32 protein-coding genes are annotated in these 22,745 nt (G+C 65.7%); 28 read left to right on the top strand and 4 right to left on the bottom strand.

What is annotated here, in order from left to right:
* Positions 1-32 precede the first annotated feature (32 nt).
* Complete coding sequence (gene tuf, locus AC07R7_RS00270) at positions 33-1,223, top strand: elongation factor Tu (protein ID WP_492883830.1); 1,191 nt, start codon at positions 33-35, stop codon at positions 1,221-1,223.
* Between the two features lie 72 nt (positions 1,224-1,295).
* Here tuf and AC07R7_RS00265 read toward each other — a convergent pair whose 3' ends face one another.
* From AC07R7_RS00265 to AC07R7_RS00255, 3 genes are all read right to left on the bottom strand, one after another.
* The gene (locus AC07R7_RS00265) at positions 1,296-2,660 is read right to left on the bottom strand and encodes a serine hydrolase (RefSeq protein ID WP_494633528.1); all 1,365 of its coding nucleotides are present in this window, start codon (positions 2,658-2,660) and stop codon (positions 1,296-1,298) included.
* 79 nt (positions 2,661-2,739) lie between these two features.
* Entirely contained in the window at positions 2,740-3,045 is a 306-nt protein-coding gene (locus AC07R7_RS00260) for a UBP-type zinc finger domain-containing protein (protein WP_492883834.1), read from the bottom strand.
* A gap of 13 nt (positions 3,046-3,058) precedes the next feature.
* The gene (locus AC07R7_RS00255) at positions 3,059-4,711 is read right to left on the bottom strand and encodes an FAD-dependent oxidoreductase (protein WP_494633526.1); all 1,653 of its coding nucleotides are present in this window, start codon (positions 4,709-4,711) and stop codon (positions 3,059-3,061) included.
* A gap of 133 nt (positions 4,712-4,844) precedes the next feature.
* Between AC07R7_RS00255 and fdhD the strand changes: the two genes are divergently transcribed.
* From fdhD to AC07R7_RS00235, 4 genes are all read left to right on the top strand, one after another.
* The gene (gene fdhD / locus AC07R7_RS00250; protein WP_494633524.1) at positions 4,845-5,660 is read left to right on the top strand and encodes a formate dehydrogenase accessory sulfurtransferase FdhD; all 816 of its coding nucleotides are present in this window, start codon (positions 4,845-4,847) and stop codon (positions 5,658-5,660) included.
* Positions 5,660-7,978 (top strand): FdhF/YdeP family oxidoreductase, encoded by a 2,319-nt coding sequence (locus AC07R7_RS00245; RefSeq protein WP_494633523.1) that lies wholly within the window; start codon positions 5,660-5,662, stop codon positions 7,976-7,978. The genes fdhD and AC07R7_RS00245 overlap by 1 nt, the downstream gene beginning before the upstream one ends.
* Before the next feature lie 54 nt (positions 7,979-8,032).
* On the top strand, positions 8,033-9,178 hold the full coding sequence (locus AC07R7_RS00240; protein WP_494633521.1) for a GNAT family N-acetyltransferase: 1,146 nt from the start codon (positions 8,033-8,035) through the stop codon (positions 9,176-9,178).
* Positions 9,179-9,290: 112 nt separating this feature from the next.
* The gene (locus AC07R7_RS00235) at positions 9,291-10,133 is read left to right on the top strand and encodes a GIN domain-containing protein (protein WP_494633520.1); all 843 of its coding nucleotides are present in this window, start codon (positions 9,291-9,293) and stop codon (positions 10,131-10,133) included.
* An 87-nt stretch (positions 10,134-10,220) separates the two neighbouring features.
* Here the strand turns inward: AC07R7_RS00235 and AC07R7_RS00230 are convergent, their stop codons facing one another.
* A complete protein-coding gene (locus AC07R7_RS00230; RefSeq protein ID WP_492841095.1) occupies positions 10,221-10,979 on the bottom strand; it encodes an outer membrane protein in 759 nt (252 codons plus the stop codon).
* Between the two features lie 403 nt (positions 10,980-11,382).
* On the opposite strand from AC07R7_RS00230, the gene AC07R7_RS00225 reads away from it, so the two are divergent.
* The 23 genes from AC07R7_RS00225 to secY all read left to right on the top strand — a co-directional run bounded on the left by AC07R7_RS00225 (position 11,383) and on the right by secY (position 22,713).
* Positions 11,383-11,586 (top strand): hypothetical protein, encoded by a 204-nt coding sequence (locus AC07R7_RS00225; protein ID WP_492841093.1) that lies wholly within the window; start codon positions 11,383-11,385, stop codon positions 11,584-11,586.
* 13 nt (positions 11,587-11,599) lie between these two features.
* Positions 11,600-11,908 (top strand): 30S ribosomal protein S10, encoded by a 309-nt coding sequence (gene rpsJ, locus AC07R7_RS00220; protein ID WP_004616952.1) that lies wholly within the window; start codon positions 11,600-11,602, stop codon positions 11,906-11,908.
* A 13-nt stretch (positions 11,909-11,921) separates the two neighbouring features.
* Complete coding sequence (rplC, locus tag AC07R7_RS00215; RefSeq protein ID WP_494633517.1) at positions 11,922-12,686, top strand: 50S ribosomal protein L3; 765 nt, start codon at positions 11,922-11,924, stop codon at positions 12,684-12,686.
* The gene (gene rplD, locus AC07R7_RS00210) at positions 12,686-13,324 is read left to right on the top strand and encodes a 50S ribosomal protein L4 (protein ID WP_125159668.1); all 639 of its coding nucleotides are present in this window, start codon (positions 12,686-12,688) and stop codon (positions 13,322-13,324) included. The genes rplC and rplD overlap by 1 nt, the downstream gene beginning before the upstream one ends.
* The gene (locus AC07R7_RS00205; protein WP_004616934.1) at positions 13,324-13,620 is read left to right on the top strand and encodes a 50S ribosomal protein L23; all 297 of its coding nucleotides are present in this window, start codon (positions 13,324-13,326) and stop codon (positions 13,618-13,620) included. Before rplD ends, AC07R7_RS00205 begins: the two co-directional genes overlap by 1 nt.
* Positions 13,621-13,624: 4 nt before the next feature.
* Positions 13,625-14,464: a 50S ribosomal protein L2 gene (gene rplB / locus AC07R7_RS00200; RefSeq protein WP_492841089.1), complete on the top strand. Its 840-nt coding sequence runs from the start codon at positions 13,625-13,627 to the stop codon at positions 14,462-14,464.
* 3 nt (positions 14,465-14,467) lie between these two features.
* Positions 14,468-14,746 (top strand): 30S ribosomal protein S19, encoded by a 279-nt coding sequence (rpsS, locus tag AC07R7_RS00195; protein ID WP_035049354.1) that lies wholly within the window; start codon positions 14,468-14,470, stop codon positions 14,744-14,746.
* A 2-nt stretch (positions 14,747-14,748) separates the two neighbouring features.
* Entirely contained in the window at positions 14,749-15,129 is a 381-nt protein-coding gene (gene rplV / locus AC07R7_RS00190; RefSeq protein WP_010919132.1) for a 50S ribosomal protein L22, read from the top strand.
* Entirely contained in the window at positions 15,129-15,878 is a 750-nt protein-coding gene (gene rpsC, locus AC07R7_RS00185) for a 30S ribosomal protein S3 (protein WP_492841086.1), read from the top strand. The genes rplV and rpsC overlap by 1 nt, the downstream gene beginning before the upstream one ends.
* A gap of 13 nt (positions 15,879-15,891) precedes the next feature.
* Positions 15,892-16,323, top strand: coding sequence for a 50S ribosomal protein L16 (gene rplP / locus AC07R7_RS00180; RefSeq protein ID WP_125159664.1), 432 nt, complete (start codon positions 15,892-15,894; stop codon positions 16,321-16,323).
* Positions 16,324-16,328: 5 nt separating this feature from the next.
* Positions 16,329-16,520, top strand: a complete 192-nt coding sequence (rpmC, locus tag AC07R7_RS00175; protein WP_047413099.1) for a 50S ribosomal protein L29 — start codon at positions 16,329-16,331, stop codon at positions 16,518-16,520.
* 10 nt (positions 16,521-16,530) lie between these two features.
* Positions 16,531-16,770: a 30S ribosomal protein S17 gene (gene rpsQ, locus AC07R7_RS00170; RefSeq protein WP_492841083.1), complete on the top strand. Its 240-nt coding sequence runs from the start codon at positions 16,531-16,533 to the stop codon at positions 16,768-16,770.
* Positions 16,771-16,787: 17 nt separating this feature from the next.
* Complete coding sequence (gene rplN / locus AC07R7_RS00165; protein ID WP_125159663.1) at positions 16,788-17,156, top strand: 50S ribosomal protein L14; 369 nt, start codon at positions 16,788-16,790, stop codon at positions 17,154-17,156.
* Positions 17,156-17,470: a 50S ribosomal protein L24 gene (gene rplX / locus AC07R7_RS00160; RefSeq protein ID WP_125159662.1), complete on the top strand. Its 315-nt coding sequence runs from the start codon at positions 17,156-17,158 to the stop codon at positions 17,468-17,470. Before rplN ends, rplX begins: the two co-directional genes overlap by 1 nt.
* Positions 17,463-18,020 carry a 50S ribosomal protein L5 gene (gene rplE, locus AC07R7_RS00155; protein ID WP_125159661.1) on the top strand — a complete coding sequence of 186 codons (558 nt, stop codon included), beginning with the start codon at positions 17,463-17,465 and terminating at the stop codon, positions 18,018-18,020. The genes rplX and rplE overlap by 8 nt, the downstream gene beginning before the upstream one ends.
* Positions 18,021-18,041: 21 nt before the next feature.
* Positions 18,042-18,347 (top strand): 30S ribosomal protein S14, encoded by a 306-nt coding sequence (gene rpsN / locus AC07R7_RS00150; RefSeq protein ID WP_047413112.1) that lies wholly within the window; start codon positions 18,042-18,044, stop codon positions 18,345-18,347.
* A 10-nt stretch (positions 18,348-18,357) separates the two neighbouring features.
* Positions 18,358-18,756, top strand: coding sequence for a 30S ribosomal protein S8 (gene rpsH, locus AC07R7_RS00145; protein ID WP_099579526.1), 399 nt, complete (start codon positions 18,358-18,360; stop codon positions 18,754-18,756).
* An 18-nt stretch (positions 18,757-18,774) separates the two neighbouring features.
* A complete protein-coding gene (gene rplF / locus AC07R7_RS00140) occupies positions 18,775-19,308 on the top strand; it encodes a 50S ribosomal protein L6 (protein WP_101719243.1) in 534 nt (177 codons plus the stop codon).
* Positions 19,309-19,311: 3 nt separating this feature from the next.
* On the top strand, positions 19,312-19,662 hold the full coding sequence (gene rplR / locus AC07R7_RS00135; protein ID WP_013078658.1) for a 50S ribosomal protein L18: 351 nt from the start codon (positions 19,312-19,314) through the stop codon (positions 19,660-19,662).
* A gap of 10 nt (positions 19,663-19,672) precedes the next feature.
* Entirely contained in the window at positions 19,673-20,278 is a 606-nt protein-coding gene (rpsE, locus tag AC07R7_RS00130) for a 30S ribosomal protein S5 (RefSeq protein WP_096051657.1), read from the top strand.
* Between the two features lie 3 nt (positions 20,279-20,281).
* On the top strand, positions 20,282-20,467 hold the full coding sequence (gene rpmD, locus AC07R7_RS00125; RefSeq protein ID WP_099579521.1) for a 50S ribosomal protein L30: 186 nt from the start codon (positions 20,282-20,284) through the stop codon (positions 20,465-20,467).
* A 171-nt stretch (positions 20,468-20,638) separates the two neighbouring features.
* Positions 20,639-21,124 carry a 50S ribosomal protein L15 gene (gene rplO / locus AC07R7_RS00120; RefSeq protein ID WP_125159660.1) on the top strand — a complete coding sequence of 162 codons (486 nt, stop codon included), beginning with the start codon at positions 20,639-20,641 and terminating at the stop codon, positions 21,122-21,124.
* A gap of 233 nt (positions 21,125-21,357) precedes the next feature.
* Entirely contained in the window at positions 21,358-22,713 is a 1,356-nt protein-coding gene (secY, locus tag AC07R7_RS00115) for a preprotein translocase subunit SecY (protein ID WP_492883854.1), read from the top strand.
* Positions 22,714-22,745 lie beyond the last annotated feature (32 nt).

Raw genomic sequence — 22,745 nt, 5'->3', positions numbered from 1 at the left:
CAACAACACCCGCCGGCGCGAAGGTAGAGACGATGGCCAAGGAAAAGTTCGAACGCACTAAGCCGCACTGCAACATCGGCACCATCGGTCACGTTGACCATGGCAAGACGACGCTGACGGCGGCGATCACGATCACGCTGGCGAAGACGGGCGGCGCGACCGCCAAGAACTACGCCGACATCGACGCCGCGCCGGAAGAAAAGGCCCGCGGCATCACGATCAACACCGCGCACGTCGAGTATGAGACGGCCAACCGTCACTACGCGCACGTCGACTGCCCCGGCCACGCCGACTACGTGAAGAACATGATCACGGGCGCGGCCCAGATGGACGGCGCGATCCTGGTCGTGTCGGCCGCCGACGGCCCGATGCCGCAGACCCGCGAGCACATCCTGCTGGCCCGTCAGGTCGGCGTGCCGGCTCTGGTCGTGTTCATGAACAAGGTCGACATGGTCGACGACGAAGAGCTGCTGGAGCTCGTCGAAATGGAAGTGCGCGAGCTGCTCAGCTCGTACCAGTTCCCGGGCGACGATATCCCGATCACCAAGGGCTCGGCCCTGGCCGCCGTGGAAGGCCGCGACGCCAAGATCGGCGAAGACGCGATCCTGGCGCTGATGGCTTCGGTCGACGCCTACATCCCGCAGCCGGAACGTCCGGTTGACCTGCCGTTCCTGATGCCGGTCGAAGACGTGTTCTCGATCTCGGGCCGCGGCACCGTGGTCACGGGCCGTATCGAAAAGGGCGTCGTGAAGGTCGGCGAGGAAGTCGAGATCGTCGGCATCCGTCCGGTCCAGAAGACGACCTGCACGGGCGTCGAAATGTTCCGCAAGCTGCTGGACCAAGGTCAAGCCGGCGACAACGTGGGCGTGCTGCTGCGCGGCACCAAGCGTGAAGACGTCGAGCGCGGCCAAGTGCTCTGCAAGCCGGGTTCGATCACCCCGCACACCAAGTTCGTGGCCGAGGCCTACATCCTGAACAAGGAAGAAGGCGGCCGTCACACCCCGTTCTTCACCAACTACCGTCCGCAGTTCTACTTCCGCACGACCGATGTCACCGGCATCATCAAGCTGAAGGAAGGCGTGGAAATGATCATGCCGGGCGACAACGCCGAGCTGGACGTCGAGCTGATCACCCCGATCGCCATGGACCAAGGCCTGCGCTTCGCCATCCGCGAAGGCGGCCGCACGGTCGGCGCCGGCGTGGTTGCGAAGATCGTCGAGTAATCGACCTTCTTCAGCACGCACGGAACTGATCTAAGCGAAGGCCCCGGAGAGCGATCTCCGGGGCCTTTTGCTTCACGGTTTGTCCGCCACACGCGGCGCTTCCATGTCGCGGCCGCCTTGGTGCAACACCAGCGCCGTCGCCGGCGCATCGCCGGTCTGCTTGAAGCTCAGCTTGGCGTCGGGTCCGACCGCCGTGAACTCGCCCGGGGCGGTGGCGACGATGGCGACCGGGCCCTGGCCGGTGGCCTGGGTGACCAGCTTGTCGCCATCGCGGAACACCTTGAGGATGAAGGTCGGGCTCAGGGCGTAGGCGCCGACATACTTGTCCAGGGTCGCGGTCGACAGGGCGACGGCCTTGGGCGCCGCATAGGTCCCGAAGCACAGGCCCGCCAGGTTGTTGGCCATCGGCGTCGCCGGCGCGGCCTGGAAGTTCGACAACACGATCGTGACCAGGCCGTCCTTCGGATAGCGGTGCATGGCGGTGGCGAAACCGTTGATCCCGCCGCTGTGCGACACCCGCTCGTGGCCGTCCTGCACCCCTATGCTCCAGCCGAAGCCGTAGTGGTTGAGGTTCTCGGTCCAGGCGGCCTTGCGCGAGGCGTCGGTCAGGATCTTGCCGTCCGTCAGGGCGGTGTTCCAGATCAGCAGATCATCGACCGTCGAATAGAGCGAGCCGGCCGCGTAGGGCAGGCTCATGTCCAGATAGTCGGCGTTGCGCCAGCCCGCCTTGCCGGGCTCGTAGCCCGAGGCGCGCTTGGCCAGGATCTCGCCGCTGATGTCGTAGCCGGTGTTCCTCATGCCCAGCGGTTGGAAGATGTGCTGGTTCACATAATCGGCATAGGTCTGGCCCGAGACCTTCTCGATGACGACGCCCAGCAGGATGTAGCCGGTGTTGTCATAGGCGAACTTCGTGCCTGGCTCGAACTCCAGGGGCTTGTCCTGGGTGAGCTTGACGATCTCCTCGGGCTTCAGAGGCAGCTTCGAAGTACCCTTGGAGAAGAAATCCGGAATGCCCGTGTAGCTGGGGATGCCGGAGGTGTGGCTCAGCAGGTGCTTGATCGTGATCTTCGACCAGGCCGTCGGGGCGTCGGCGTAGAACTTGGAGACGGGATCGTCGACCGACAGCTTGCCGGCCTCGGCCAGCTGCAGGATCGCGGTGGCGGTGAACTGCTTGGTCAGCGAGCCGAGGCGGAACTTGGTGTCGGGGGCGTTGGGAATGTCCCATTCGCGATCCGCCGCGCCGAAGCCTTCGCGCAGCAGTGGCGCGCCGTCCTTGGCCACCAACACCGAACCCGTGAAGCGGCCGGCCTTGACCTGCTCTTCCACCAGGGCGCGGGCCTGCTTAGCGTAGTCGGCGGGGCAGCTTTGACCCGCGGCCAGGGCCGGGCTGGTCAGCAGCAGGCTGGCAGCGCCGAGCGCCAGGATCTTGAGCTTCATGGAAACGTCCCCTCGATTGAGAGGCGACGATCACCCCTGGCGATCCCGGCCGCAATTTAAGGATGCGTAACCTTGGCGCTCAGCCCTCGACGAACCGTGGGATCGGTCCGACCTGCGGGGTCTGGTCCGGCAACTCCACGAATTCCTCGTCCATGAAGCACCAGCCCCAGCCCTCGGGCGGGTCGTAGCCCTCGATGATCGGATGCTTGGTCGCGCGAAAGTGGGCGGTGGCGTGCCTGCTGGGACTGTCGTCGCAGCAGCCGACATGGCCGCAGGTCCGGCACAGGCGCAGGTGCACCCACCAGCCGCCGGTCTTCAGGCACTCCTCGCAGCCCTTGGAGCCGGGCGTGACGTGATGGATGGAGTCGCCGTGCGTGCAGGTCATGAGCGCGGTCCTCTCAGGCTTCGGCGAGATAGGCGTGGATGGCGGCGACGGCCTGGGCGCCTTCGCCGATGGCCGCCCCGACCCGCTTGACCGAGCCGGCCCGGACGTCGCCGATCGCGAACACGCCCTTGCGGCTGGTCTGCAGCAGCGGATGGCCGGGCGCGAGGTCGGTCCCGGTGCGGACGAAGCCGTGATTGTCCAGCTCGACATGGCAATGGGTCAGCCAGGCGGTGTTGGGCGCGGCGCCGATGAACAGGAAGAGGTGGCTGATCGCCTGGACGGTCTCGACGCCGTCCGGACCGCGCCAGCGCACGGCCGACAGCTGGTTGGGCTTGCCGTCCTCGCTTTCGAGGTCGACGATCGCGCTTTTGACGATGACCTCGATATTGGGCGTGCTCTCGATCCGGTCGATCAGGTAGCGGGACATGGTCGCCGCCAGGCTCTCGCCGCGCACGATCATCCAGACCTTCTTGACCTGGCTGGCCAGGTAGACCGCCGCCTGGCCCGCGGAGTTGCCGGCCCCGACCAGGGCGACCTCCTGGCCGGCGCACAGCTTGGCCTCCAGCGGCGAGGCCCAGTAGTGGACGCAGGCGCCTTCGAAGCGATCCAGATTCTCGACCTCCAGCCGGCGATAGCGGGCGCCGCTGGCGATGACGACGGTCTTGGCCTGGGCGGTCTCGCCGCTGGCGAGGGCCAGACGATAGCGATGCTGGTCGTCGTCCTCGCAGACCAGCGAGGCGACCTCGTCGGGAATGGCCAGCTCGGCCCCGAACTTCTGGGCCTGGCCGTAGGCGCGGCCCATCAGGGCCATGCCGGTGATCCCGGTGGGGAAGCCCAGATAGTTCTCGATCCGCGCCGAGGCTCCGGCCTGGCCGCCGAAGGCGCGGGTGTCCAGCACCAGCACCGACAGCCCCTCCGAGGCGGCGTAGACGGCGGTCGCGAGACCCGCCGGCCCCGCCCCGACGATGGCGACATCATAGAGGCGGTTGGCGTCGATCGGTCCGACCAAGCCGATACAGCGGCCCAGCTGGTGATTGGTGGGCTTTCGCAGGATCTCGCCGTTCGGACACAGCACGATCGGCAGTTCGCTGTCGTCGACCTGGAAGCGCTCGATCAGCACCTTGGCGCAGTCCATCTGGTCGGGGTCGAGGTGCTGGTAGGGATGGCCGTTGCGCGCCAGGAAGCCCGACAGGCGGATGACCTCGGCGTCGGCTTCGCGGCCGATGATGATCGGGCCGCCGGCGCCGGTCTCGATCAGGCTGACGCGGCGCAGGATCAGCGCGCGCATGATCTGTTCGCCCAGCTCGGCCTCGGCGACCAGCACGGCGCGCAGACGCTCCGGGGCGATCAGCAGCGCCTCGACCTGGGTGAGGGCCTTGACGTCGACCAGCGACGGGCGGCCCGACAGCTGGGCGATCTCGCCGACGAACTGGCCGGCGGCGTGCTCGACGATCGGCTGGCTTTCGTCGTGGGCGTCGCGGCGGCTGATCGCCACCCGACCGGCCAGGATGACGAACAAGCCGGGCGAGGCGACGCCGGCCGTGGCCAGGGCCGCGCCGGGCTCTGCATGGACGACATGGCCGAAGCGGCGCAGCCGATCGATCTCGGCCGTCTCCAGCCGGGGAAACATCTGCGCGCGTCGGGTGTCGAAGGTCGTGCCAGCCATGGGAGGAGATTGCGTCAGGAACGGCTCGCGGTCATCCGTTGAAGGTGACGGATTTGAACATTCGTGCGGTGACGTGACGGAGTCATTCGATCGAATGGTTCCTTTCGCACGAAGTGAGGCCTAGGTTTCGACCATGTCGCGTTCCTCCGCTACCCCACGCCCCGCCGTGCAATGGCGCGCCGGGACTCCTGTCCAGGCCCTCGAGCGGCCCCTGCCGCGCGAGACGGCCGTGGGCCTCTCGTTCGATGGCCGTCCGCACACGGTGCTGATGGCCACGCCGCAGGATGTCGAGGACCTGGCCCTGGGCTTCGTGATCACCGAGGGGATCGCCAGCGCCGCCGACGTGCTGGACATCGTCCGAAAGGACGAGGCGCTGGGCCTACTGGTCGATATCCGCCTGGCGCCCGGCGCCCTGGCCAAAAAGGCGCGACCGCGCAACCTGGAAGGCCGCTCCAGCTGCGGGCTCTGCGGCGTACAGCGGCTGGCGGACGCGGTGCGGCCGCTGCCGGTTCTGGGCGAGGGCGCGCGGATCGAACACGCGGCCATCCCGCGCGCTCTGGCGGCGCTAGAGGCCGAGCAGGCCCTGGGTCGCCTGACCCGCGCCACCCACGCGGCGGCCTTCTTCAATAGAGTGGGCGGCCTGGTCGCGGTGCGCGAGGATGTCGGCCGGCACAACGCCCTCGACAAGCTGGCCGGCCTGATGGCGCGCCAGAAGATCTCAGCGGCGGACGGCTTCGTCGTCGTCACCAGCCGCGCCTCGTTCGAGATGGTCGAGAAGACCGCGCGGATGGGCTGTTCGATCCTGGTCGCGGTCTCCGCCCCGACCGAGCTGGCGGTGATCAAGGCGCAGGAGGCCAACCTGACTCTGGTCGCCCTGGCCCGCGCCGACGGCCACGCGGTGTTCGCTGGCGGCGAGCGTCTTATAGAGTCAGAGTTGGAGCCGGTCTGATGGCGGACGACAAGGTTGCTCCAGGCAAGGTCGAGGGCGTTCGCCCCTACACTCATCCCGCCGGCGGCTGGGACGCGCTGAAGGCCGTGGCCGGCGCTCTGGTCGACCAGGAGACGGTCGTCGAGGGCGGCAAGACCTTGATGCGGGCCAACCAACCCGAGGGCTTCGACTGCCCCGGCTGCGCCTGGCCCGATCCCAAGCACACCTCGTCCTTCGAGTTCTGCGAGAACGGCGCCAAGGCCGTGGCCTGGGAGGCGACGACCAAGCGCGCCACGCCGGAGGTCTTCGCCCAGCATACGGTCAGCGAGCTGTTGACCTGGACCGATCACGCCATCGAGGACCTGGGCCGGCTGACCGAGCCGATGGCCTACGATCCGGCCGACGACCGTTATAAAGCGATTTCGTGGGGCGAGGCCTTCGCCCGCGCCGGCGGAGCGCTCAAGGCCTTGGCCCATCCTGACGAGGCGGAGTTCTACGCCTCCGGTCGGGCCAGCAACGAGGCGGCCTTTCTCTACCAGCTGCTGGGCCGGCGGTTCGGGACCAATAATTTCCCGGACTGCTCGAACATGTGCCACGAGCCGACCAGCGTCGGCCTGCCGGACTCGATCGGCCTGGGCAAGGGTTCGGTGACCCTGGAGGACTTCGACCACGCCGACCTGATCCTGTGCTTCGGGCACAATCCCGGCACCAACCATCCACGGATGATGACCTCGCTGCGCGACGCCAGCCGGCGTGGCGCGACGATCCTGGCCTTCAATCCGCTGAAAGAACGGGCGCTGGAAAAGTTCGCCGCGCCGCAGGATCCGGTAGAGATGGCGACCCTGAGTTCGACCCCGATCGCCTCGGCCTATTTCCAGCTGAAGATCGGCGGCGACGCGGCCTTCGTGCAAGGCATGATGAAGGCGGTGCTGGCCATGGAGGCCCGCGACGGCGGCGTCCTGGATCGCGCCTTCATCGAAGAACACACCGCCGGCTTCGAGATCCTGGCCGCCCAGCTCGAGGCCATGGACTGGGCTGACATTGAAGCCGGCAGTGGCATGTCGCGCGAACGGATCGAGGAGGCGGCGGCTGTCTACGCCCAGGCCAAGGCGACCATCCTCTGCTACGGCATGGGCCTGACCCAGCACCGCGACAGCTCCGGCACGGTGCAGCAGCTGGTCAACCTGCTGCTGCTGAAGGGCAATATCGGTCGGGAAGGGGCGGGGATCTGCCCATTGCGCGGACACTCCAACGTGCAGGGCAACCGCACGGTCGGCATCTGGGAGAAGCCGTCCAAGGCGCTGTCGGACGCGATCCAGGCCGTCTTCGGCTTCGACCCGCCGCGCGAGCACGGCCATACGGTGGTCGAGACGATCGAGGCGATGGAAGCCGGCCGGTCCAAGGTGTTTCTGGGCCTGGGCGGTAATTTCGCGGTGGCCGCGCCAGACCCGGTGCGGACCTTCGCGGCCATGCGCAAGCTGGACATGGCCGTCCACATCGCCACCAAGCCCAACCGCACGCACCTGCTGATCGGCGAGGCGGCGATCCTGCTGCCCTGCCTGGGCCGCACCGAGATGGACGTCCGCGCCGGCGTGCGCCAGTCGGTGACAGTCGAGGACTCGATGTCGATGGTCCACGCCTCGCGCGGCCTCAATCCGCCGGCGTCCGAGCACCTGATGTCAGAGCCGGCTATTGTATCGGGGATCGCTCACGCGACCTTCGGCCACGACCCGCATGTCGACTGGCTGGGTCTGGCCGACGACTACGACGCCATCCGCGACCTGATCGCCCGGGTTTTCCCGGCCTTCGACGATTATAATGACAGGGTTCGCGTTCCCGGCGGCTTCCGCCTTGAGGTCGGACCGTCGAACCGGGTGTGGAGGACCGCCAGCGGCAAGGCCAATTTCCTGCCGTTCGACCCCAGGGGCGGCGATCCGCGCCGGGGCGATCCCGATGTCATGATCCTGACCACCCTGCGCAGTCACGACCAGTACAACACCACCATCTACGGCATGAACGACCGCTATCGCGGGGTGTTCGGCCGGCGCGACGTGATCTTCGCCAATCCTCACGACATGGCGCGGCTGGGCCTGGCGCAAGGCGATCTCGTCGACCTGGGCGCGGCTTTCGACGAGACCGGCGAGCGGATCGTGCGGGCCTTCACCGTGGTGGCGCGCGACATTCCGCCGGGCTGCCTGGCGGCATACTATCCCGAGACCAATGTCGTGGTGTCGCTGGACGACCATGACCAGCGCTCGGGCACGCCGGCCTACAAGTCCGCCCCCGTGCGCTTGCGTCCTCACCAGACCGCTTGGCAAGGCGCGGCGGCGCGCAACTAAAGCGGTTGTTAGGAGCCGCTATGTCTAATGCGCCCAACCCAAGGGAGAGGGCGCGTGGGCGTGGATGTCGAGACCGTGGCGGTTTCAGAGCTGGGAGCGGCCGAGCGCGCGCTCTGGAGCCGCTTCCGCGAGGAAGACCCCGCCCTAGCCAGTCCTTATTTCGACCTGCGCTTCGTGGAGGCCGCCAGCCAGGTCGCGCCGAACGCCCGGATCGCTGTCATTCGCGAGGACGGGGCGGTTCGCGGATTCCTGCCGTTCCAGCAGCGGGGCGGCCTGCTGCAGCCCCTGGCCGCGCCGCTCAGCGACTTCCACGGTCTGATCGCCGAGCCGAATCTCTCCATCGGCGCGCTGTTGCCGCGCCTGGAGGGCGTGCGCCGCGCGCGGGTCAGCGGCCTGATCGGGGCGGGGGAGGCGGACCGGCCGGGGCTGTCGGCCCGTCGCGCGATGGCCGCCGATCTCTCGCAGGGCTTTGACGCCTACCTGGCCAGCCGCGACACGCGGTTCCTGAAGGACAAGCGCCGCCGTCGGCGGGCCCTGGAGCGCGATCATGGCCCGCTGTCGTTCGACTTCGAGCGGCCGACACGGGCGGAAATCGACCTGGTCATCGATCGCAAGCGGGCTCAGCTAGCGCGCACGCACCAGTACGACATCTTCGCCTGCGGCTGGACGGTCGCGCTGCTGCACCGGCTGGCCGAGATCGACGCGCCGGACTTCGGGCTGCGGCTGGCGGTGCTGAAGGCGGGCGGCGCGCTCGTCGCCGCCGAGCTGGGCCTGACCTCGGGCGCGCGGCATCACCTATGGTTCCCGATCTACGACCCGGCCTTCGCCAAATACTCGCCGGGCAGCCTGATGACATTGGACACCCTGAAGACCGCCGCGGCGCGTGGCGTCACGCGCGTGGATTTCGGCGTCGACGCCGACGCCTACAAGCGCGACTTCGCCGATCCGGCCGAGGCGGCGTTCGAAGGGCTGATCGAGCGGCGAGCCTCCTCACGGGGGCTGTCGATGCGCGGCTTCGGCGTTTCGCGGCTAGCCCGGCGGCTCGACCGCATCGTGGCCTGCGAGCCTGGCCTGGTCGGCCAAATCCGGGGCGGCACGGGCTTCATGGCCGCCATGGCGCGCCGCCATCCCAGGCTGGGGGCGGGCGTGGGCCTAGGACTGGGGTTGGGACTGAGCTTGGCCGCGATGATGGTCGACTAGGCGACCCGCGTTATATGACATCGCGGTCATGACCTCGAATTAAGTCGAAACCTTGTCGGGCGACCGCTAGCTTCCCCTTATCGAATTACACGCAATCGAGGGGAGAACATCGATGCGCGCTCTGACCACCCTGGCCGTTCTGGCCGCCGCCGTCACCGCCGCTGGCGCCGCTCAAGCCGCACCGTCCGTGAAGATCAAGGACGCCGTCGCGCGCGTGGTGGTGATCCCCGAGAACCGCACCGATGTGAAGGTCGAGTTCATCACCACCAACGCCGACCTGCCGCTGAGCGTGCGCCAGAATGGCGACGAGGTGATCGTCGATGGCGACCTGCGCATGAACCGGATCAACAGCTGCAACAGCCGCGACGGCAAGGTCTGGGTGAAGGTTCGCGGCGTCGGCCAAGTGTCCTACGACAACTTCCCGCAGGTGGCCGTGCGCGTGCCGATGAACGTGCGGGTGCAGGCTGGCGGCGCCGTGTTCGGCGACATCGGTCGCTCCGACAGCGTCAACCTGGCCAATGCCGGCTGCGGTGACTGGACCGTGGCCAACACCAAGGGCGAACTGCATGTCAGCCAGGCCGGTTCGGGCGACACCAAGGCCGGCACGGCGTCGTCGGTCGAGATCAGCATCGCCGGCTCGGGCGACGTGGCGACTCAGGCCATCTCGGGTGACCTGGAGGCCAGCATCGCGGGCTCGGGCGACATCAAGGTGGCCAGCATCGCCGGCAAGCTGGAAGGCAATATCGCCGGTTCGGGCAACATCACCGTCCTGGGCGGCCGCAGCCGCATGGTCGAAGTCAATGTGATGGGGTCGGGCGACGTTGCCTTCAACGGCGAGGCCGACGATGTCGACGTCTCGGTCGCCGGCTCGGGCGACGTGCGCATCGCCAAGGTCAACGGCGCGGTCAAGAAGCATGTGGCCGGTTCGGGCGACGTGATCATCGGCGGCCGCTGATCGGCGAGCGTCTTTATATATAGAGTGAAGGCCCCGGGATCGCTCCCGGGGCCTTCTTCATATCCGGACCTTGGGTCCAGGCCGTCCTTAGCGGACGCCGAAGCCGAACAGGTCGCTGGCCGTGGCCAGGTCGGCGCCGGCGCGATCGCGGTCCTTCAGGCTGCCGCCGAACGTGTAGCGGAAGCCGACCTTCACGGCGTCCGAGTTCAGCTTGGCCAGGTCCTTCGATTCCGCGTGGGTGTACTTGGCGAAGGTCGACCAGCCGGTGTTGGCGAACTTGTATTCGCCACCGGCGTTCACGTCCCACAGGTCGGCGTTGACGTTGGTGTCGATGCGCGACCAGCCGGCGCCGGCGTTCAGGCGGAAGTTATCCGACACGAAGTAACGGGCTTCGCCGCGGACGGTGTACAGGTCGGCGTCCAGGTCGTTCGACTGGCCGTAGGCGACCAGGCCCGTCAGCGTGACGTTGTTCAGGTACTTCTGGGCTTCGGCGCCGACCGCCCACAGGGTGTCGTTCGACGGACGCGACAGGGCGGTGAAGCCGCCGACGCGCACGGTGTCGCCGAGCTTGGTGGTCAGGTGCACGGCGCCCGAGGCCACGGTTTCGTCCGACAGGTCATTGTCCGAGATCGAGACGTCGCCGTTGGCGGTCACGGTCCAGGCGCCCGAGAGGGGGATGGCGACCGAGCCGTCGAGCACGGCCGACGTGCCGTTGGCGCCGCCGGCGCGGGTGTTGACGTCGGCGTAGTTCACGGCGGCGCCGACCGAACCGATGTTTTGGGCGAAGGCCGGGGCCGAGACGGCGGCGGCGATCAGGGCGGCGGTGGCGAAGAGCTTCGTATTCATAGTGGGGTATCCCCTTACACAAGAGTGGCTCACCGGCTGGCTGGACGGTCGTTGTTGGGGGAGGGGCCGCCCAGTCCGTCGGTGAGGGGCGGCATCTATGGAGGTTCGACCTTGGCCTCAAGATCGCCGGCGACGCTTCAAGGCGGATTTATACAAATTTGTGACACTTGCGCGGGTGAGATTTTCGCCTACGCGCAAGCGGGCGCACGTTCTTGCTAACCATTGGGCCTTATGGGTTAAAAGCAGACCGACGTTATGTTTTCGCGGGACTTGCGCCGCGGGGGCAGGGCGCCTATTCAGAACCGGCCCGACGAGTCGCGTCCTACAAAGGCGCGAGGAACCGGACAGAGCGCTTGACGAAACCGATTCCGGAACGTACAAGCGCGCCTCTGTTGGACCGGCTGTGAGCTCTCGGGCTCAAACGCGGTTCGCGAGACGCCCGGACATAGCGCCTCAAGCCTTCTTTCGAGAGGGTGGTGTGATATCTGGTCATCAGCCCCGGCGGGAAACCGCGGGGGTCATTTGTTTTGCGGACGCTGCGTACGAGCTCTCTCGGGAGTTCGAGTTGGTCTTTGAAATGGTTCGAGACGCGGGCGCAGCCCACTAGGAAACCGAGCGATATGGATCGTCAGAACATCCGCATCCGGCTCAAGGCCTTCGATCACCGCGTGTTGGATCATTCCACGCGCGAGATCGTCAACACGGCCAAGCGCACGGGTGCGACGGTGCGGGGCCCCATCCCCCTGCCCACGCTTATCGAGAAATTCACCGTCAACCGTTCGCCGCACGTCGACAAGAAGTCGCGCGAGCAGTTCGAGATCCGTACGCACAAGCGCGTTCTCGACATCGTTGACCCGACTCCGCAGACCGTGGACGCGCTGATGAAGCTCGACCTGTCGGCCGGCGTTGACGTCGAAATCAAGCTGTAAGGAGGGCCGATCCATGACTCTCCCCACCCAACGCACCGGCATCATCGCCAAGAAGCTCGGCATGACCCGCTTCTTTGACGAAGCTGGTCAGCACGTGCCGGTCACCGTCCTGTCGCTCGACGGTTGCCAGGTCACCGCTCAGCGCACCGTTGAGAAGGACGGCTACACCGCCCTCCAGCTCGGCGCCGGCGCCAAGAAGGCCAAGAACACCCCGAACGCCATGCGCGGTCACTTCGCGAAGGCGGCCGTTGAGCCGAAGCGCGTCGTCGCCGAGTTCCGCGTCGAAGAGAACGCCCTGATCGAAGTCGGCGCCGAACTGACGGCCGACCACTTCGTCGCCGGCCAGAAGGTCGACATCCAAGGCGTGACCGTCGGTAAGGGCTTCGCCGGCGCCATGAAGCGCTGGAACTTCGGTGGTCTCCGCGCCACCCACGGTGTCTCGGTCTCGCACCGCTCGCACGGCTCGACCGGTAACCGCCAGGATCCGGGTCGTACGTTCCCGGGCAAGAAGATGGCGGGTCACCTCGGTCAAGAAACCGTCACCACGCTGAACGTCACCGTTTGGAAGGTGGACGTCGAGCGCGGCCTGATCCTGATCAAGGGCGCTGTCCCGGGTCACGAAGGCAGCTACGTGAAGGTTCGCGACGCCGTGAAGAAGGCTCTGCCCGCCGACGCTCCGCGTCCGGGCGCCTTCCGCAAGGCCGGCGAAGTTCCGGCCGCCGCTGAGACCCCCGCTGAAGAGGCCTCCGCGGCTGCGACCGAAGAGGGCGAAGGCTAATGAAACTCGACGTCATCAAACTGGACGGCGGCAAGGCCGGTTCCGTTGATCTCGACGACGCCATCTTCGGCATCGACGAAATCCGCGGCGACATCCTGCAGCGCGTCGTGACCTGGCAGCTGGCCAAGCGCCGCTCGGGTAACCACAAGATTCAGGTTCGTAACGAGGTCTCTCGTACGAGCAAGAAGATGTACAAGCAAAAGGGCACCGGCGGCGCTCGTCACGGCTCGCGCCGTGCGGCTCAGTTCGTCGGCGGCGCCAAGGCCCACGGCCCTGTCGTCCGTAGCCACGCTTTCGACCTGCCGAAGAAGATCCGGGCCCTGGCTCTGCGCCACGCCCTGTCGTCGAAGGCCAAGTCGGGTGCGCTGGTCGTCCTGGACAGCGCCATTCTGACCGAAGCGAAGACGGCCGCCCTGCGCGCCAACTTCGACAAGATCGGTCTGAAGAACGCCCTGGTCATCGCCGGTCCGGAAGTGGACGCGAACTTCAAGCTCGCCGCCCGCAACATCCCGAACGTGGATGTCCTGCCGAACGCCGGCCTGAACGTCTACGACGTGCTGCGTCGCCAGACCCTCGTCCTGACCAAGGACGCGGTCGAAGCGATCTCGGCGCGTTTCGCTGAGAAGGAAGCCGCCTAATGGCCGCCACCGCTCGCCACTACGACACGATCCTGTCGCCGGTGATCACCGAAAAGACGACCCTGCTCTCGGAGCAGAACAAGGTTGTCTTCAAGGTGGCCAACGACGCGACCAAGGACGAAATCGCCGCCGCCGTCGAAGAGCTGTTCAAGGTCAAGGTCACGAAGGTCAACACCATCGTGACCAAGGGCAAGACCAAGCGCTTCCGTGGCATCGTCGGGCGTCGCAACGACGTCAAAAAAGCGATCGTGACCCTGGCCGACGGCCAGTCGATCGACATCACGACGGGGCTCTAATCAGATGGCCTTGAAGCATTTCAACCCGACCAGCCCCGGCCAACGCGGCCTGGTGCTGATCGACCGCAGCGAACTTCACAAGGGCAAGCCCGAGAAGAAGCTCGTTGAAGGCCTGACCAAGTCGGGCGGTCGCGGCGGCAATGGCCGTATCGCGGTCCGTTTCCGCGGCGGCGGCGCCAAGCGCCTGTACCGTCTGGTCGACTTCAAGCGTCGTAAGCAAGGCACGGCTTCGGTCGTTCGTCTTGAGTACGATCCGAACCGCACCGCCTTCATCGCCCTGATCAAGTATCAGGCCGATGGCGAACTGGCCTACATCCTGGCCCCGCAACGCCTGAAGGTTGGTGACGAAGTCGTCACCGGCGAGAAGGTCGACGTGAAGCCGGGCAACGCCTCGCCGCTGCGTACGCTGCCGATCGGCACGATCATCCACAACATCGAGCTGAAGCCCGCCAAGGGTGGTCAGATCGCCCGTTCGGCTGGCGCCTACGCCCAGCTGGTCGGCCGTGACGCCGGCTACGCCCAGATCCGCCTGAACTCGGGCGAACTGCGCATGGTGCTCGATACGTGCATGGCCACCGTCGGCGCCGTTTCGAACCCCGACCACATGAACCAGAACCTCGGCAAAGCCGGTCGTTCTCGTCACATGGGCCGTCGCCCGCACGTCCGCGGTGTCGCCATGAACCCGGTCGACCACCCCCACGGTGGTGGTGAAGGTCGCACCTCGGGCGGCCGCCACCCGGTGACCCCGGCTGGTAAGCCGACCAAGGGCGCCAAGACCCGCGTCAACAAGGCCACGGACAAGTTCATCATCCGTTCGCGCCACAAAGCGAAGAAGGGCCGCTAAGCCATGACCCGCTCCGTCTGGAAAGGCCCGTTTGTCGACGGGTACCTCCTGAAGAAGGCCGACGCCGCTCTGTCGTCGGGCCGCAAGGACGTCATCAAGACCTGGTCGCGTCGTTCGACCATCATGCCGCAGTTCGTCGGCCTGGTGTTCGGCGTGCACAACGGCCAGAAGCACGTCCCGGTCTCCGTGTCGGAAGACATGGTCGGCATGAAGTTCGGTGAGTTCGCGCCCACGCGTAACTTCCCGGGCCACGCCGCCGACAAGAAGGCCAAGAGGAAGTAATCATGGCCAAGCAGAAGCAAGAACGCCGCCTGCCGGCCGCCGAAGCGATGTGCAAGGTGCGCACCCTGCGCACCAGCCCGCGGAAGCTGAACCTGGTCGCTCAGTCCATCCGTGGCCTGAACGTCCAGCGCGCTCTCAACGAGCTCGAGTTCAGCCACAAGCGTATCGCCCAGGACGTCCGCAAGGCGCTGTACTCGGCGATTTCCAACGCCGAGAACAACCACAACCTCGACATCGACTCCCTGGTCGTCGCCGAGGCCTATGTGGGCAAAAACCTGATCATGAAGCGTTTCTCGCCCCGCGCCCGCGGTCGCGCGACGCGCGTCGAGAAGCCGTTCTCCGAGATCACGATCGTGGTCCGCGAACTGGGTGAGGCCGCCTAATGGGTCAGAAAGTCAATCCGGTCGGGCTGCGGCTCGGCGTAAACCGCACCTGGGACAGCCGTTGGTTCGCCGACGGCGCCCAGTACGGCAAGATGCTGCACCAGGATCTCGCGATCCGCGCCAACCTGAAGAAGCGCCTGTACCAAGCCGGTGTCTCGCGCATCATCATCGAGCGTCCGCACAAGAAGTGCCGCATCACGATCTATGCCGCTCGTCCGGGCGTCATCATCGGCAAGAAGGGCGCTGACATCGACAAGCTCCGCAAGGATCTGTCGATCAAGACCGAGGGCGAAGTCCACCTGAACATCGTCGAGATCCGCAAGCCGGAAACCGACGCTCAGCTGGTGGCCGAGTCGATCGCTCAGCAACTCGAGCGCCGTATCGCTTTCCGTCGCGCCATGAAGCGTTCGATCCAGTCGGCCGTGCGTCTCGGCGCCAAGGGCATCCGGATCAACGTCTCGGGCCGCCTCGGCGGTGCGGAAATCGCTCGTATGGAATGGTACCGCGAAGGTCGCGTGCCGCTTCACACGCTGCGCGCCGACATCGACTTCGGTTTCGCCCAAGCCAAGACCACCTATGGCATCATCGGCGTGAAGACCTGGATCTTCAAGGGCGAGGTGCTGGAGCACGATCCGATGGCGCTCGACAAGCGTCTCGCCACTGAGTCCGGCCCGGCCGGCGAAGGTGGTGGGCGTGAGCGCGGCGATCGTCCCGACCGGGGCGACCGCAACCGTCGCGATCGCGGTTAAGGATTAGATCGCTATGCTGTCTCCGAAAAAGACCAAATTCCGCAAGCAGTTCAAGGGCCGCATCCACGGCGCTTCGAAGGGCGGCACCCTGCTGAACTTCGGTTCGTACGGCCTCAAGGCCGTCGAGCCGGAGCGCATCACGGCTCGCCAGATCGAAGCCGCCCGTCGCGCCATCACCCGCCAGATGAAGCGTCAAGGCCGCGTCTGGATCCGTATCTTCCCGGACGTGCCGGTCACCGGCAAGCCGGCCGAAGTCCGGATGGGTAAGGGCAAGGGCGCCGTGGACTACTGGGCCGCTCGCGTGGCTCCGGGCCGTATCATGTTCGAAATCGACGGCGTGCCGGACGATATCGCGCGTGAAGCGCTCCGCCTGGGCGCCGCCAAGCTGCCGATCCGCACTCGTGTTGTCACCCGCCTCGACGCGGGCGTGGCCCAGGAGGCTTGAGGCTCATGAAGATCGCTGACATCCGGGGCCTGACCCCCGACCAGCTGGCCGACACCCTGATCAGCCTGAAGAAAGAGCAGTTCAACCTGCGCTTCCAGGCCGCCACGGGCCAGGTCGAGAAGACCCACCGCGTCAACGAGATCCGCAAGGATATCGCGCGGATCAAGACCGTGCTGCGCGCCAAGGCCGCGGCTTAAGGAGAACGATATGCCCAAGCGTATCCTCGAAGGGGTGGTCGTCTCCGATAAGGGCGACAAGACCGTGGTGGTGAAGGTCGAACGGACCATCGTTCACCCGGTTCTTAAGAAGATCGTGCGTCAGTCCAAAAAGTACCACGCGCACGACGAATCCAACGCGTACAAGGCCGGCGAAGCTATTCGCATCGTCGAGTGCGCTCCGAAGTCCAAGCTGAAGACCTGGGAAGCACTTCCCAAGGCTTCGGCTTAATCTGGAAGGTTTAGACCATGATCCAGATGCAAACTAACCTGGAAGTCGCTGACAATTCTGGCGCTCGCCGGGTCATGTGCATCAAGGTGTTGGGCGGCGCAGGCCGTCGCTACGCCAGCGTGGGCGACGTCATCGTCGTCTCCGTGAAGGAAGCCATCCCGCGTGGCCGCGTGAAGAAGGGTGACGTGCTTCGCGCCGTCGTCGTTCGGGTGAATCAAAATCTGAAGCGCAAGGATGGCTCGGTCATCCGCTTCGATAAGAACGCCGCGGTCATCGTGAACAAGGCGAGCGAGCCGGTCGGCACGCGGATCTTCGGCCCGGTTCCTCGTGAACTGCGCGCCAAGAACCACATGAAGATCATCTCCCTCGCTCCGGAGGTGCTGTAATGGCCGCTAAGATCAAGAAGGGCGACCGCGTCGTCGTTCTGGCCGGCAAGGACAAGGGCAAGCAAGGCGCTGTGACCCAGGTTCTTCCGAAGGAAAACCGGGTTGTCGTGGAAGGCGTGAACATGGTTTCGCGTCACACCAAGCCGACCCAAGCCGAACCGCAAGGCGGCATCAAGCAAAAGGAAGCCGCGCTGCACGTCTCGAACGTCGCCATCGTGGACTCCAAGGGCAAGCCCACCCGCGTCGGCTTCAAGATCGAAGGCGACAAGAAGGTGCGTGTCGCCAAGACGACCGGCGAGGTGATCAATGGCTGATCAAGCTTATGAGCCCCGGCTGAAAACCGTTTATCGCGAGCGCATCCGCGCCGCGATGAAGGAGCAGTTCGGCTATACCAACGAGATGCAGATCCCCAAGCTGGACAAGATCGTCCTGAACATGGGTATCGGCGAGGCTGTGGCCGACTCCAAGAAGGCCCAAGTCGCTCTGAAGGACCTGCAGGCGATCGCCGGCCAAAAGCCTGTCGCCACCAAGGCCCGCAAGTCGATCGCCGGCTTCAAGCTGCGCGAAGGCATGGTGGTCGGTGGCAAGGTCACCCTGCGCAAGGACCGGATGTACGAGTTCCTGGACCGCCTGGTCACGATCGCGCTGCCGCGCGTGAAGGACTTCCGTGGTCTGAACGGCAAGAGCTTCGACGGCCGTGGCAACTACGCCATGGGCCTGAAGGAGCACCTGGTGTTCCCGGAAATCAACTATGACCAGATCGAACAGATCTGGGGCATGGACATCATCGTCTGCACCACTGCGAAGTCCGACCAGGAAGCCAAGGCTCTCCTGAAGGAATTCCAGTTCCCGTTCACCAATTAAGAGCGGGCAGGGAAAAGCACCATGGCAAAGAAAAGCGCCGTCAACCGCAACGAAGCCGTCAAGGCCCTCGTCAAGAAGTTCGCCGAGAAGCGCGCCGCGCTCAAGGCGACCGCCAACGACGAAAGCCTGCCGCTCGAGGAACGCTTCGAGGCCCGCCTCAAGCTCGCCAAGCTGCCCCGCAGCAGCTCGGCGATCCGCATCCGCAACCGCTGCGAAGTCACGGGCCGTCCGCGCGCCTACTACCGCAAGCTGAAGATGAGCCGTATCGCGCTCCGCGAACTGGGTTCGCAGGGTCAGATCCCCGGCCTCGTCAAGTCGAGCTGGTAAGGACGATCAGATGTCGATGAACGATCCCCTGAGCGACCTGATCGCTCGCATCAAGAACGCCGCCACGCGCAAGCGCAACAAGGTCTCGACGCCGGCTTCCAAGCTGCGCGCCCGCGTCCTCGACGTGCTGGCCGATGAAGGCTACATCCGCGGCTACTCGCTGATCGAGAAGCCCGGCGCGTTCCCCGAATTCGAGATCGAGCTCAAGTATTTTGACGGTGAGCCCGTGATCGCCGAGATCAGCCGCGTGTCCAAGCCTGGCCGTCGCGTCTATTCGTCGATCAAGGACCTGAAGCCGATCAAGAACGGCCTGGGCATCTCGATCCTTTCGACGCCGAAGGGCGTCATGTCGGACACCGCTGCACGCGACGCTAATGTCGGCGGCGAAGTCCTCTGCCGCGTCTACTAGGCGCGGGAGGGAAAGAGCATGTCACGTATCGGTAAGAAAGCCGTCGCAATCCCCTCGGGCGTGCAAGTCACGCTCGCGGGTCAGACGGTCACGGTGAAGGGCCCCAAGGGTCAGTTGTCGTGGACGATCGCCGACGAAGTCGAAGTCAAGCAAGAGGGCGCTGAGCTCCTTCTGACTCCGCGCGTCGACACGAAGCGCGCCAAGGGCATGTGGGGTCTGTCCCGCACGCTGGTGGCCAACATGGTGCATGGTGTCACCGCCGGGTTCGAGGAAAGCCTCGAACTGGTCGGCGTTGGTTACCGCGCGGCCATGAAGGGCACCGCCCTGAGCCTCCAGCTCGGTTTCAGCCACGACGTGGACGTTGAGGCTCCGGCCGGCGTCACCTTCGCTGTGCCGAAGCAGACCGAAATCAAGATCGCCGGCATCGACAAGCAGGCGGTTGGTGAGATTGCCGCGAAGATCCGCCGCATTCGTCCGCCTGAGCCGTACAAGGGCAAGGGCGTGCGTTATGCTGGCGAGAAGGTTCGCCGCAAGGAAGGCAAGAAGAAGTAAGCCATGGCGCTCTCTCCTCGTGAATCGGCGGCCAAGCGCGCTCAGCGCGTTCGCACCCGCCTCAAGAGCCTCGCCAACGGTCGTCCGCGTCTGTCGGTCTTCCGTTCGTCGAAGAACATCTACGCCCAGGTCATCGATGATGAACGCGGCGTGACCCTGGCGTCGGCTTCCACCCTGGAAGCCGAAGGCAAGGGCGCGGACAAGGATGCCGCCGCCGCCGTGGGCAAGCTCGTCGCCGAGCGCGCCATTGAAAAGGGCGTCAAGGACGTCGTTTTCGATCGTGGTGGTTACATCTTCCACGGCCGGGTGAAAGCCCTGGCCGACGCCGCGCGCGAAGCCGGCCTGAACTTCTAAGGGAAACAGAATGGCTCGTGGTGAACAACAGCGCGGTGAAGGCGGTCAACGCCGTGACCGTCGCGACCGCAACGCCCCCGAAGAGCGGGTCGACAGCGACATCGTCGAAAAGCTCGTCCACATCAACCGCGTCGCCGCCACCGTGAAGGGTGGCCGTCGCTTCAGCTTCGCCGCTCTGATGGTCGTTGGCGACCAAAAGGGCCGCGTCGGCTTCGGTCATGGCAAGGCGCGTGAAGTGCCGGAAGCCATCCGCAAGGCGACCGAAGAAGCCAAGAAGACGATGATCCGCGTTCCGCTGCGCGAATCCCGCACCCTGCACCACGACGGCGCTGGCCGTTGGGGCGCTGGCAAGGTGATGATGCGCGCGGCGCCTCCCGGCACCGGCGTCATCGCCGGCGGTCCGATGCGCGCGGTTCTCGAAACCCTGGGTGTCCAGGACGTCGTGGCCAAGTCGACGGGTTCCTCGAACCCGTACAACATGGTTCGCGCCACGTTCGAGGCCCTGAAGGTCCAGTCGTCGCCCCGCCAGATCGCCGCCAAGCGCGGCAAGAAGGTTGGCGACATCCTCGGCCGTCGCGCCGACGGCGCTTCGTCGCCGGAAGCCATCGAGGGTTAAGTCATGGCTGAAGCTAAGCAAGTCACGGTCCGCCAAACGGGCAGCCCGATCCGTCGCGAAAAGGACCAGCGCGCCACGCTCGCCGGTCTGGGTCTCAACAAGCTGGGCCGTACGTCCACGCTGGAAGACACCCCGTCGGTCCGCGGCATGATCCGCAAGGTCGCGCACCTGCTGGAAATCGTCGAGTAGTCCTCTACACGACGACGAAATACGCCACCCCGGTGAAAGCCGGGGTGGTTTTCGTTTGAAATGCCATTTCGTCATTGAGTTTCTTGGCGATTTGGGGTTTTAAGCGCGCTCTGATTTTCACAAGCCGAGTCCAGCCGCTGGCTGGGCGCAGATCTCCAAGGAGAGGCACACATGACCAAGCTGAACGAACTGGCCCCGCAGGAAGGCTCGACCAAGGGCCGCATGCGCGTCGGCCGTGGCCCGGGTTCGGGCAAGGGCAAGACCGCCGGTCGCGGTGTGAAGGGCCAGAAGGCGCGCTCGGGCGTCGCCATCGCCGGCTTCGAAGGCGGCCAGATGCCGCTGCACATGCGTATGCCTAAGCGCGGCTTCAACAACCCCTTCCGCCTTGAGTTCGCCGAAGTGAACCTGTGGCGCCTGGAGCAAGCCGTCGCCGCTGGCAAGTTCAAGGCCGGCGCCGAACTGGCTCCCGCCGACCTGGTCGCCGCCGGCGTCATCCGTCGTGAACTCGACGGCGTGAAGCTGCTGGGCAAGGGCGAGATCAAGACCGCCCTGAAGCTGACCGTCTACTCGGCCACGGAAGCCGCCATCAAGGCCGTCGAGGCCGCTGGTGGTTCGGTCACCGTGACCAAGAAGGCCAAGGCGCAAGCCGAAGCCTAAGGCCATATGTCATCCCGGTGAGCGCCTGGCGCTTTTCCGGGACTTCGTTTCGACCGGGATGACAGAAATAGGGGGCTCGCCGTGACATCACGGCGAGCCTCACCTATTTGTGGCCTCTACCTGGGCCTGCCCTTTTCAAATCGTTTGAAACGGATAAGCAGGCTCCGCGCCAAATTTCGTTGGAGTCGCCGGATAGTGTCCGGCCGTCACGCTCCAGAGTCGTGGGGATCTGAATGGCCTCGGCCGCCGAACAACTCGCAGCCAACATGAATTTCGCGTCGTTCCAAAAGGCGACCGAACTTCACAAGCGCATCTGGTTCACGATCATCGCCCTGGTCGTCTACCGCCTGGGCACCTACGTGCCGATCCCCGGCATCGACCCGGCCGCGTTCTCGCGGCTGTTCAGCGGCAACGCCGAGGGCATCCTCGGCATGTTCAACACGTTCTCGGGCGGCGCCGTGCAGCGCATGGCCATCTTCTCGCTGAACGTGATGCCCTACATCAGCGCCTCGATCATCGTGCAGCTGATGGGCTCGGTGTATCCGCCGTGGGAGAAGCTGAAGAAGGAAGGCGGGGAAGCGGGCCGCAAGACCCTCAACCAATACACCCGCTACCTGGCCGTGGTTCTGGCCGTGGTCCAGTCGGCCTCGATCGCCATCGGCCTGTCCGCCCAGCCTGGCCTGGTGGCCGGCGGCGTCGGTCCGGTGTTCTTCGTCGCCTCGACCGTCGTGGCCCTGACCGGCGGCACCCTGTTCCTGATGTGGCTGGGCGAGCAGATCACCAGCCGCGGCGTCGGCAACGGCGTCTCGCTGATCATTTTCGCCGGCATCGTGGCCCACTTGCCGATGAGCCTGGGCCAGTTGCTGGTCCAGTCGCAGACCTCGGGCAACTACACCCCGCTGTTCCTGATCCTGGTCGGCGCCGTGGCCGCCATCCTGGCCATCGTGTTCATGGAGCGCTCGCAGCGCCGTCTGCTGGTCCACTATCCCAAGCGCCAGCAGGGCAACCGCATGGTCGGCGGCGAGAGCTCGTTCATGCCGCTGAAGATCAACACCGCGGGCGTCATTCCGCCGATCTTCGCCTCCAGCTTGCTGCTGCTGCCGACGACGGCCCTGCAGTTCATCAATGCGGCCAACCTGCCGTCCTGGGCCCAGTGGCTGCCGGGCGTGGTCGGCGCGCTGCAGCACGGCCACCCGGCGTTCCTGGTGCTCTACGCGCTGCTGATCATCTTCTTCTCGTTCTTCTACACCTCGGTCGTGTTCAACCCCGAGGAGACGGCCGAGAACCTGCGCAAGTACGGTGGCTTCCTGCCGGGCATCCGTCCGGGCAAGCGCACCGCCGAATACCTGGACTACGTGCTGACCCGCCTGACCGTGATCGGCGCGGGCTACATCACCGCCGTCTGCGTGGCGCCGGAGCTGGTCATGATGGCGGTCAAGTCGAACCAGTTCGCCCTGGGCGGCACCTCGATCCTGATCGTCGTGACCGTGACCATGGACACCGTGGCGCAGATCCAGTCGCACCTGCTGGCCCACCAGTACGAGGGCCTCATCAAGAAGTCGAAGCTGCGGGGCGGCCGTAACCGCTAGGTCGAGCTTCGATCTAATTAGATGCTGTGGAA

It is taken from the genome of Caulobacter sp. GW821-FHT05F04 (assembly GCF_059419665.1).
The sequence above is the reverse complement of the archived record's forward strand: the minus strand, read 5'-3'. Positions and strand labels throughout refer to the sequence as shown.

Bases quoted from the DNA above. Each gene is read 5' to 3' on its own strand.
- tuf (WP_492883830.1), top strand. From the start codon at position 33: ATGGCCAAGGAAAAGTTCGAACGCACTAAGCCGCACTGCAACATCGGC.
- AC07R7_RS00265 (WP_494633528.1), bottom strand. From the start codon at position 2,660: ATGAAGCTCAAGATCCTGGCGCTCGGCGCTGCCAGCCTGCTGCTGACC.
- AC07R7_RS00260 (WP_492883834.1), bottom strand. From the start codon at position 3,045: ATGACCTGCACGCACGGCGACTCCATCCATCACGTCACGCCCGGCTCC.
- AC07R7_RS00255 (WP_494633526.1), bottom strand. From the start codon at position 4,711: ATGGCTGGCACGACCTTCGACACCCGACGCGCGCAGATGTTTCCCCGG.
- fdhD (WP_494633524.1), top strand. From the start codon at position 4,845: ATGTCGCGTTCCTCCGCTACCCCACGCCCCGCCGTGCAATGGCGCGCC.
- AC07R7_RS00245 (WP_494633523.1), top strand. From the start codon at position 5,660: ATGGCGGACGACAAGGTTGCTCCAGGCAAGGTCGAGGGCGTTCGCCCC.
- AC07R7_RS00235 (WP_494633520.1), top strand. From the start codon at position 9,291: ATGCGCGCTCTGACCACCCTGGCCGTTCTGGCCGCCGCCGTCACCGCC.
- AC07R7_RS00230 (WP_492841095.1), bottom strand. From the start codon at position 10,979: ATGAATACGAAGCTCTTCGCCACCGCCGCCCTGATCGCCGCCGCCGTC.
- rpsJ (WP_004616952.1), top strand. From the start codon at position 11,600: ATGGATCGTCAGAACATCCGCATCCGGCTCAAGGCCTTCGATCACCGC.
- rplC (WP_494633517.1), top strand. From the start codon at position 11,922: ATGACTCTCCCCACCCAACGCACCGGCATCATCGCCAAGAAGCTCGGC.
- rplD (WP_125159668.1), top strand. From the start codon at position 12,686: ATGAAACTCGACGTCATCAAACTGGACGGCGGCAAGGCCGGTTCCGTT.
- AC07R7_RS00205 (WP_004616934.1), top strand. From the start codon at position 13,324: ATGGCCGCCACCGCTCGCCACTACGACACGATCCTGTCGCCGGTGATC.
- rplB (WP_492841089.1), top strand. From the start codon at position 13,625: ATGGCCTTGAAGCATTTCAACCCGACCAGCCCCGGCCAACGCGGCCTG.
- rpsS (WP_035049354.1), top strand. From the start codon at position 14,468: ATGACCCGCTCCGTCTGGAAAGGCCCGTTTGTCGACGGGTACCTCCTG.
- rplV (WP_010919132.1), top strand. From the start codon at position 14,749: ATGGCCAAGCAGAAGCAAGAACGCCGCCTGCCGGCCGCCGAAGCGATG.
- rpsC (WP_492841086.1), top strand. From the start codon at position 15,129: ATGGGTCAGAAAGTCAATCCGGTCGGGCTGCGGCTCGGCGTAAACCGC.
- rplP (WP_125159664.1), top strand. From the start codon at position 15,892: ATGCTGTCTCCGAAAAAGACCAAATTCCGCAAGCAGTTCAAGGGCCGC.
- rpmC (WP_047413099.1), top strand. From the start codon at position 16,329: ATGAAGATCGCTGACATCCGGGGCCTGACCCCCGACCAGCTGGCCGAC.
- rpsQ (WP_492841083.1), top strand. From the start codon at position 16,531: ATGCCCAAGCGTATCCTCGAAGGGGTGGTCGTCTCCGATAAGGGCGAC.
- rplN (WP_125159663.1), top strand. From the start codon at position 16,788: ATGATCCAGATGCAAACTAACCTGGAAGTCGCTGACAATTCTGGCGCT.
- rplX (WP_125159662.1), top strand. From the start codon at position 17,156: ATGGCCGCTAAGATCAAGAAGGGCGACCGCGTCGTCGTTCTGGCCGGC.
- rplE (WP_125159661.1), top strand. From the start codon at position 17,463: ATGGCTGATCAAGCTTATGAGCCCCGGCTGAAAACCGTTTATCGCGAG.
- rpsN (WP_047413112.1), top strand. From the start codon at position 18,042: ATGGCAAAGAAAAGCGCCGTCAACCGCAACGAAGCCGTCAAGGCCCTC.
- rpsH (WP_099579526.1), top strand. From the start codon at position 18,358: ATGTCGATGAACGATCCCCTGAGCGACCTGATCGCTCGCATCAAGAAC.
- rplF (WP_101719243.1), top strand. From the start codon at position 18,775: ATGTCACGTATCGGTAAGAAAGCCGTCGCAATCCCCTCGGGCGTGCAA.
- rplR (WP_013078658.1), top strand. From the start codon at position 19,312: ATGGCGCTCTCTCCTCGTGAATCGGCGGCCAAGCGCGCTCAGCGCGTT.
- rpsE (WP_096051657.1), top strand. From the start codon at position 19,673: ATGGCTCGTGGTGAACAACAGCGCGGTGAAGGCGGTCAACGCCGTGAC.
- rpmD (WP_099579521.1), top strand. From the start codon at position 20,282: ATGGCTGAAGCTAAGCAAGTCACGGTCCGCCAAACGGGCAGCCCGATC.
- rplO (WP_125159660.1), top strand. From the start codon at position 20,639: ATGACCAAGCTGAACGAACTGGCCCCGCAGGAAGGCTCGACCAAGGGC.
- secY (WP_492883854.1), top strand. From the start codon at position 21,358: ATGGCCTCGGCCGCCGAACAACTCGCAGCCAACATGAATTTCGCGTCG.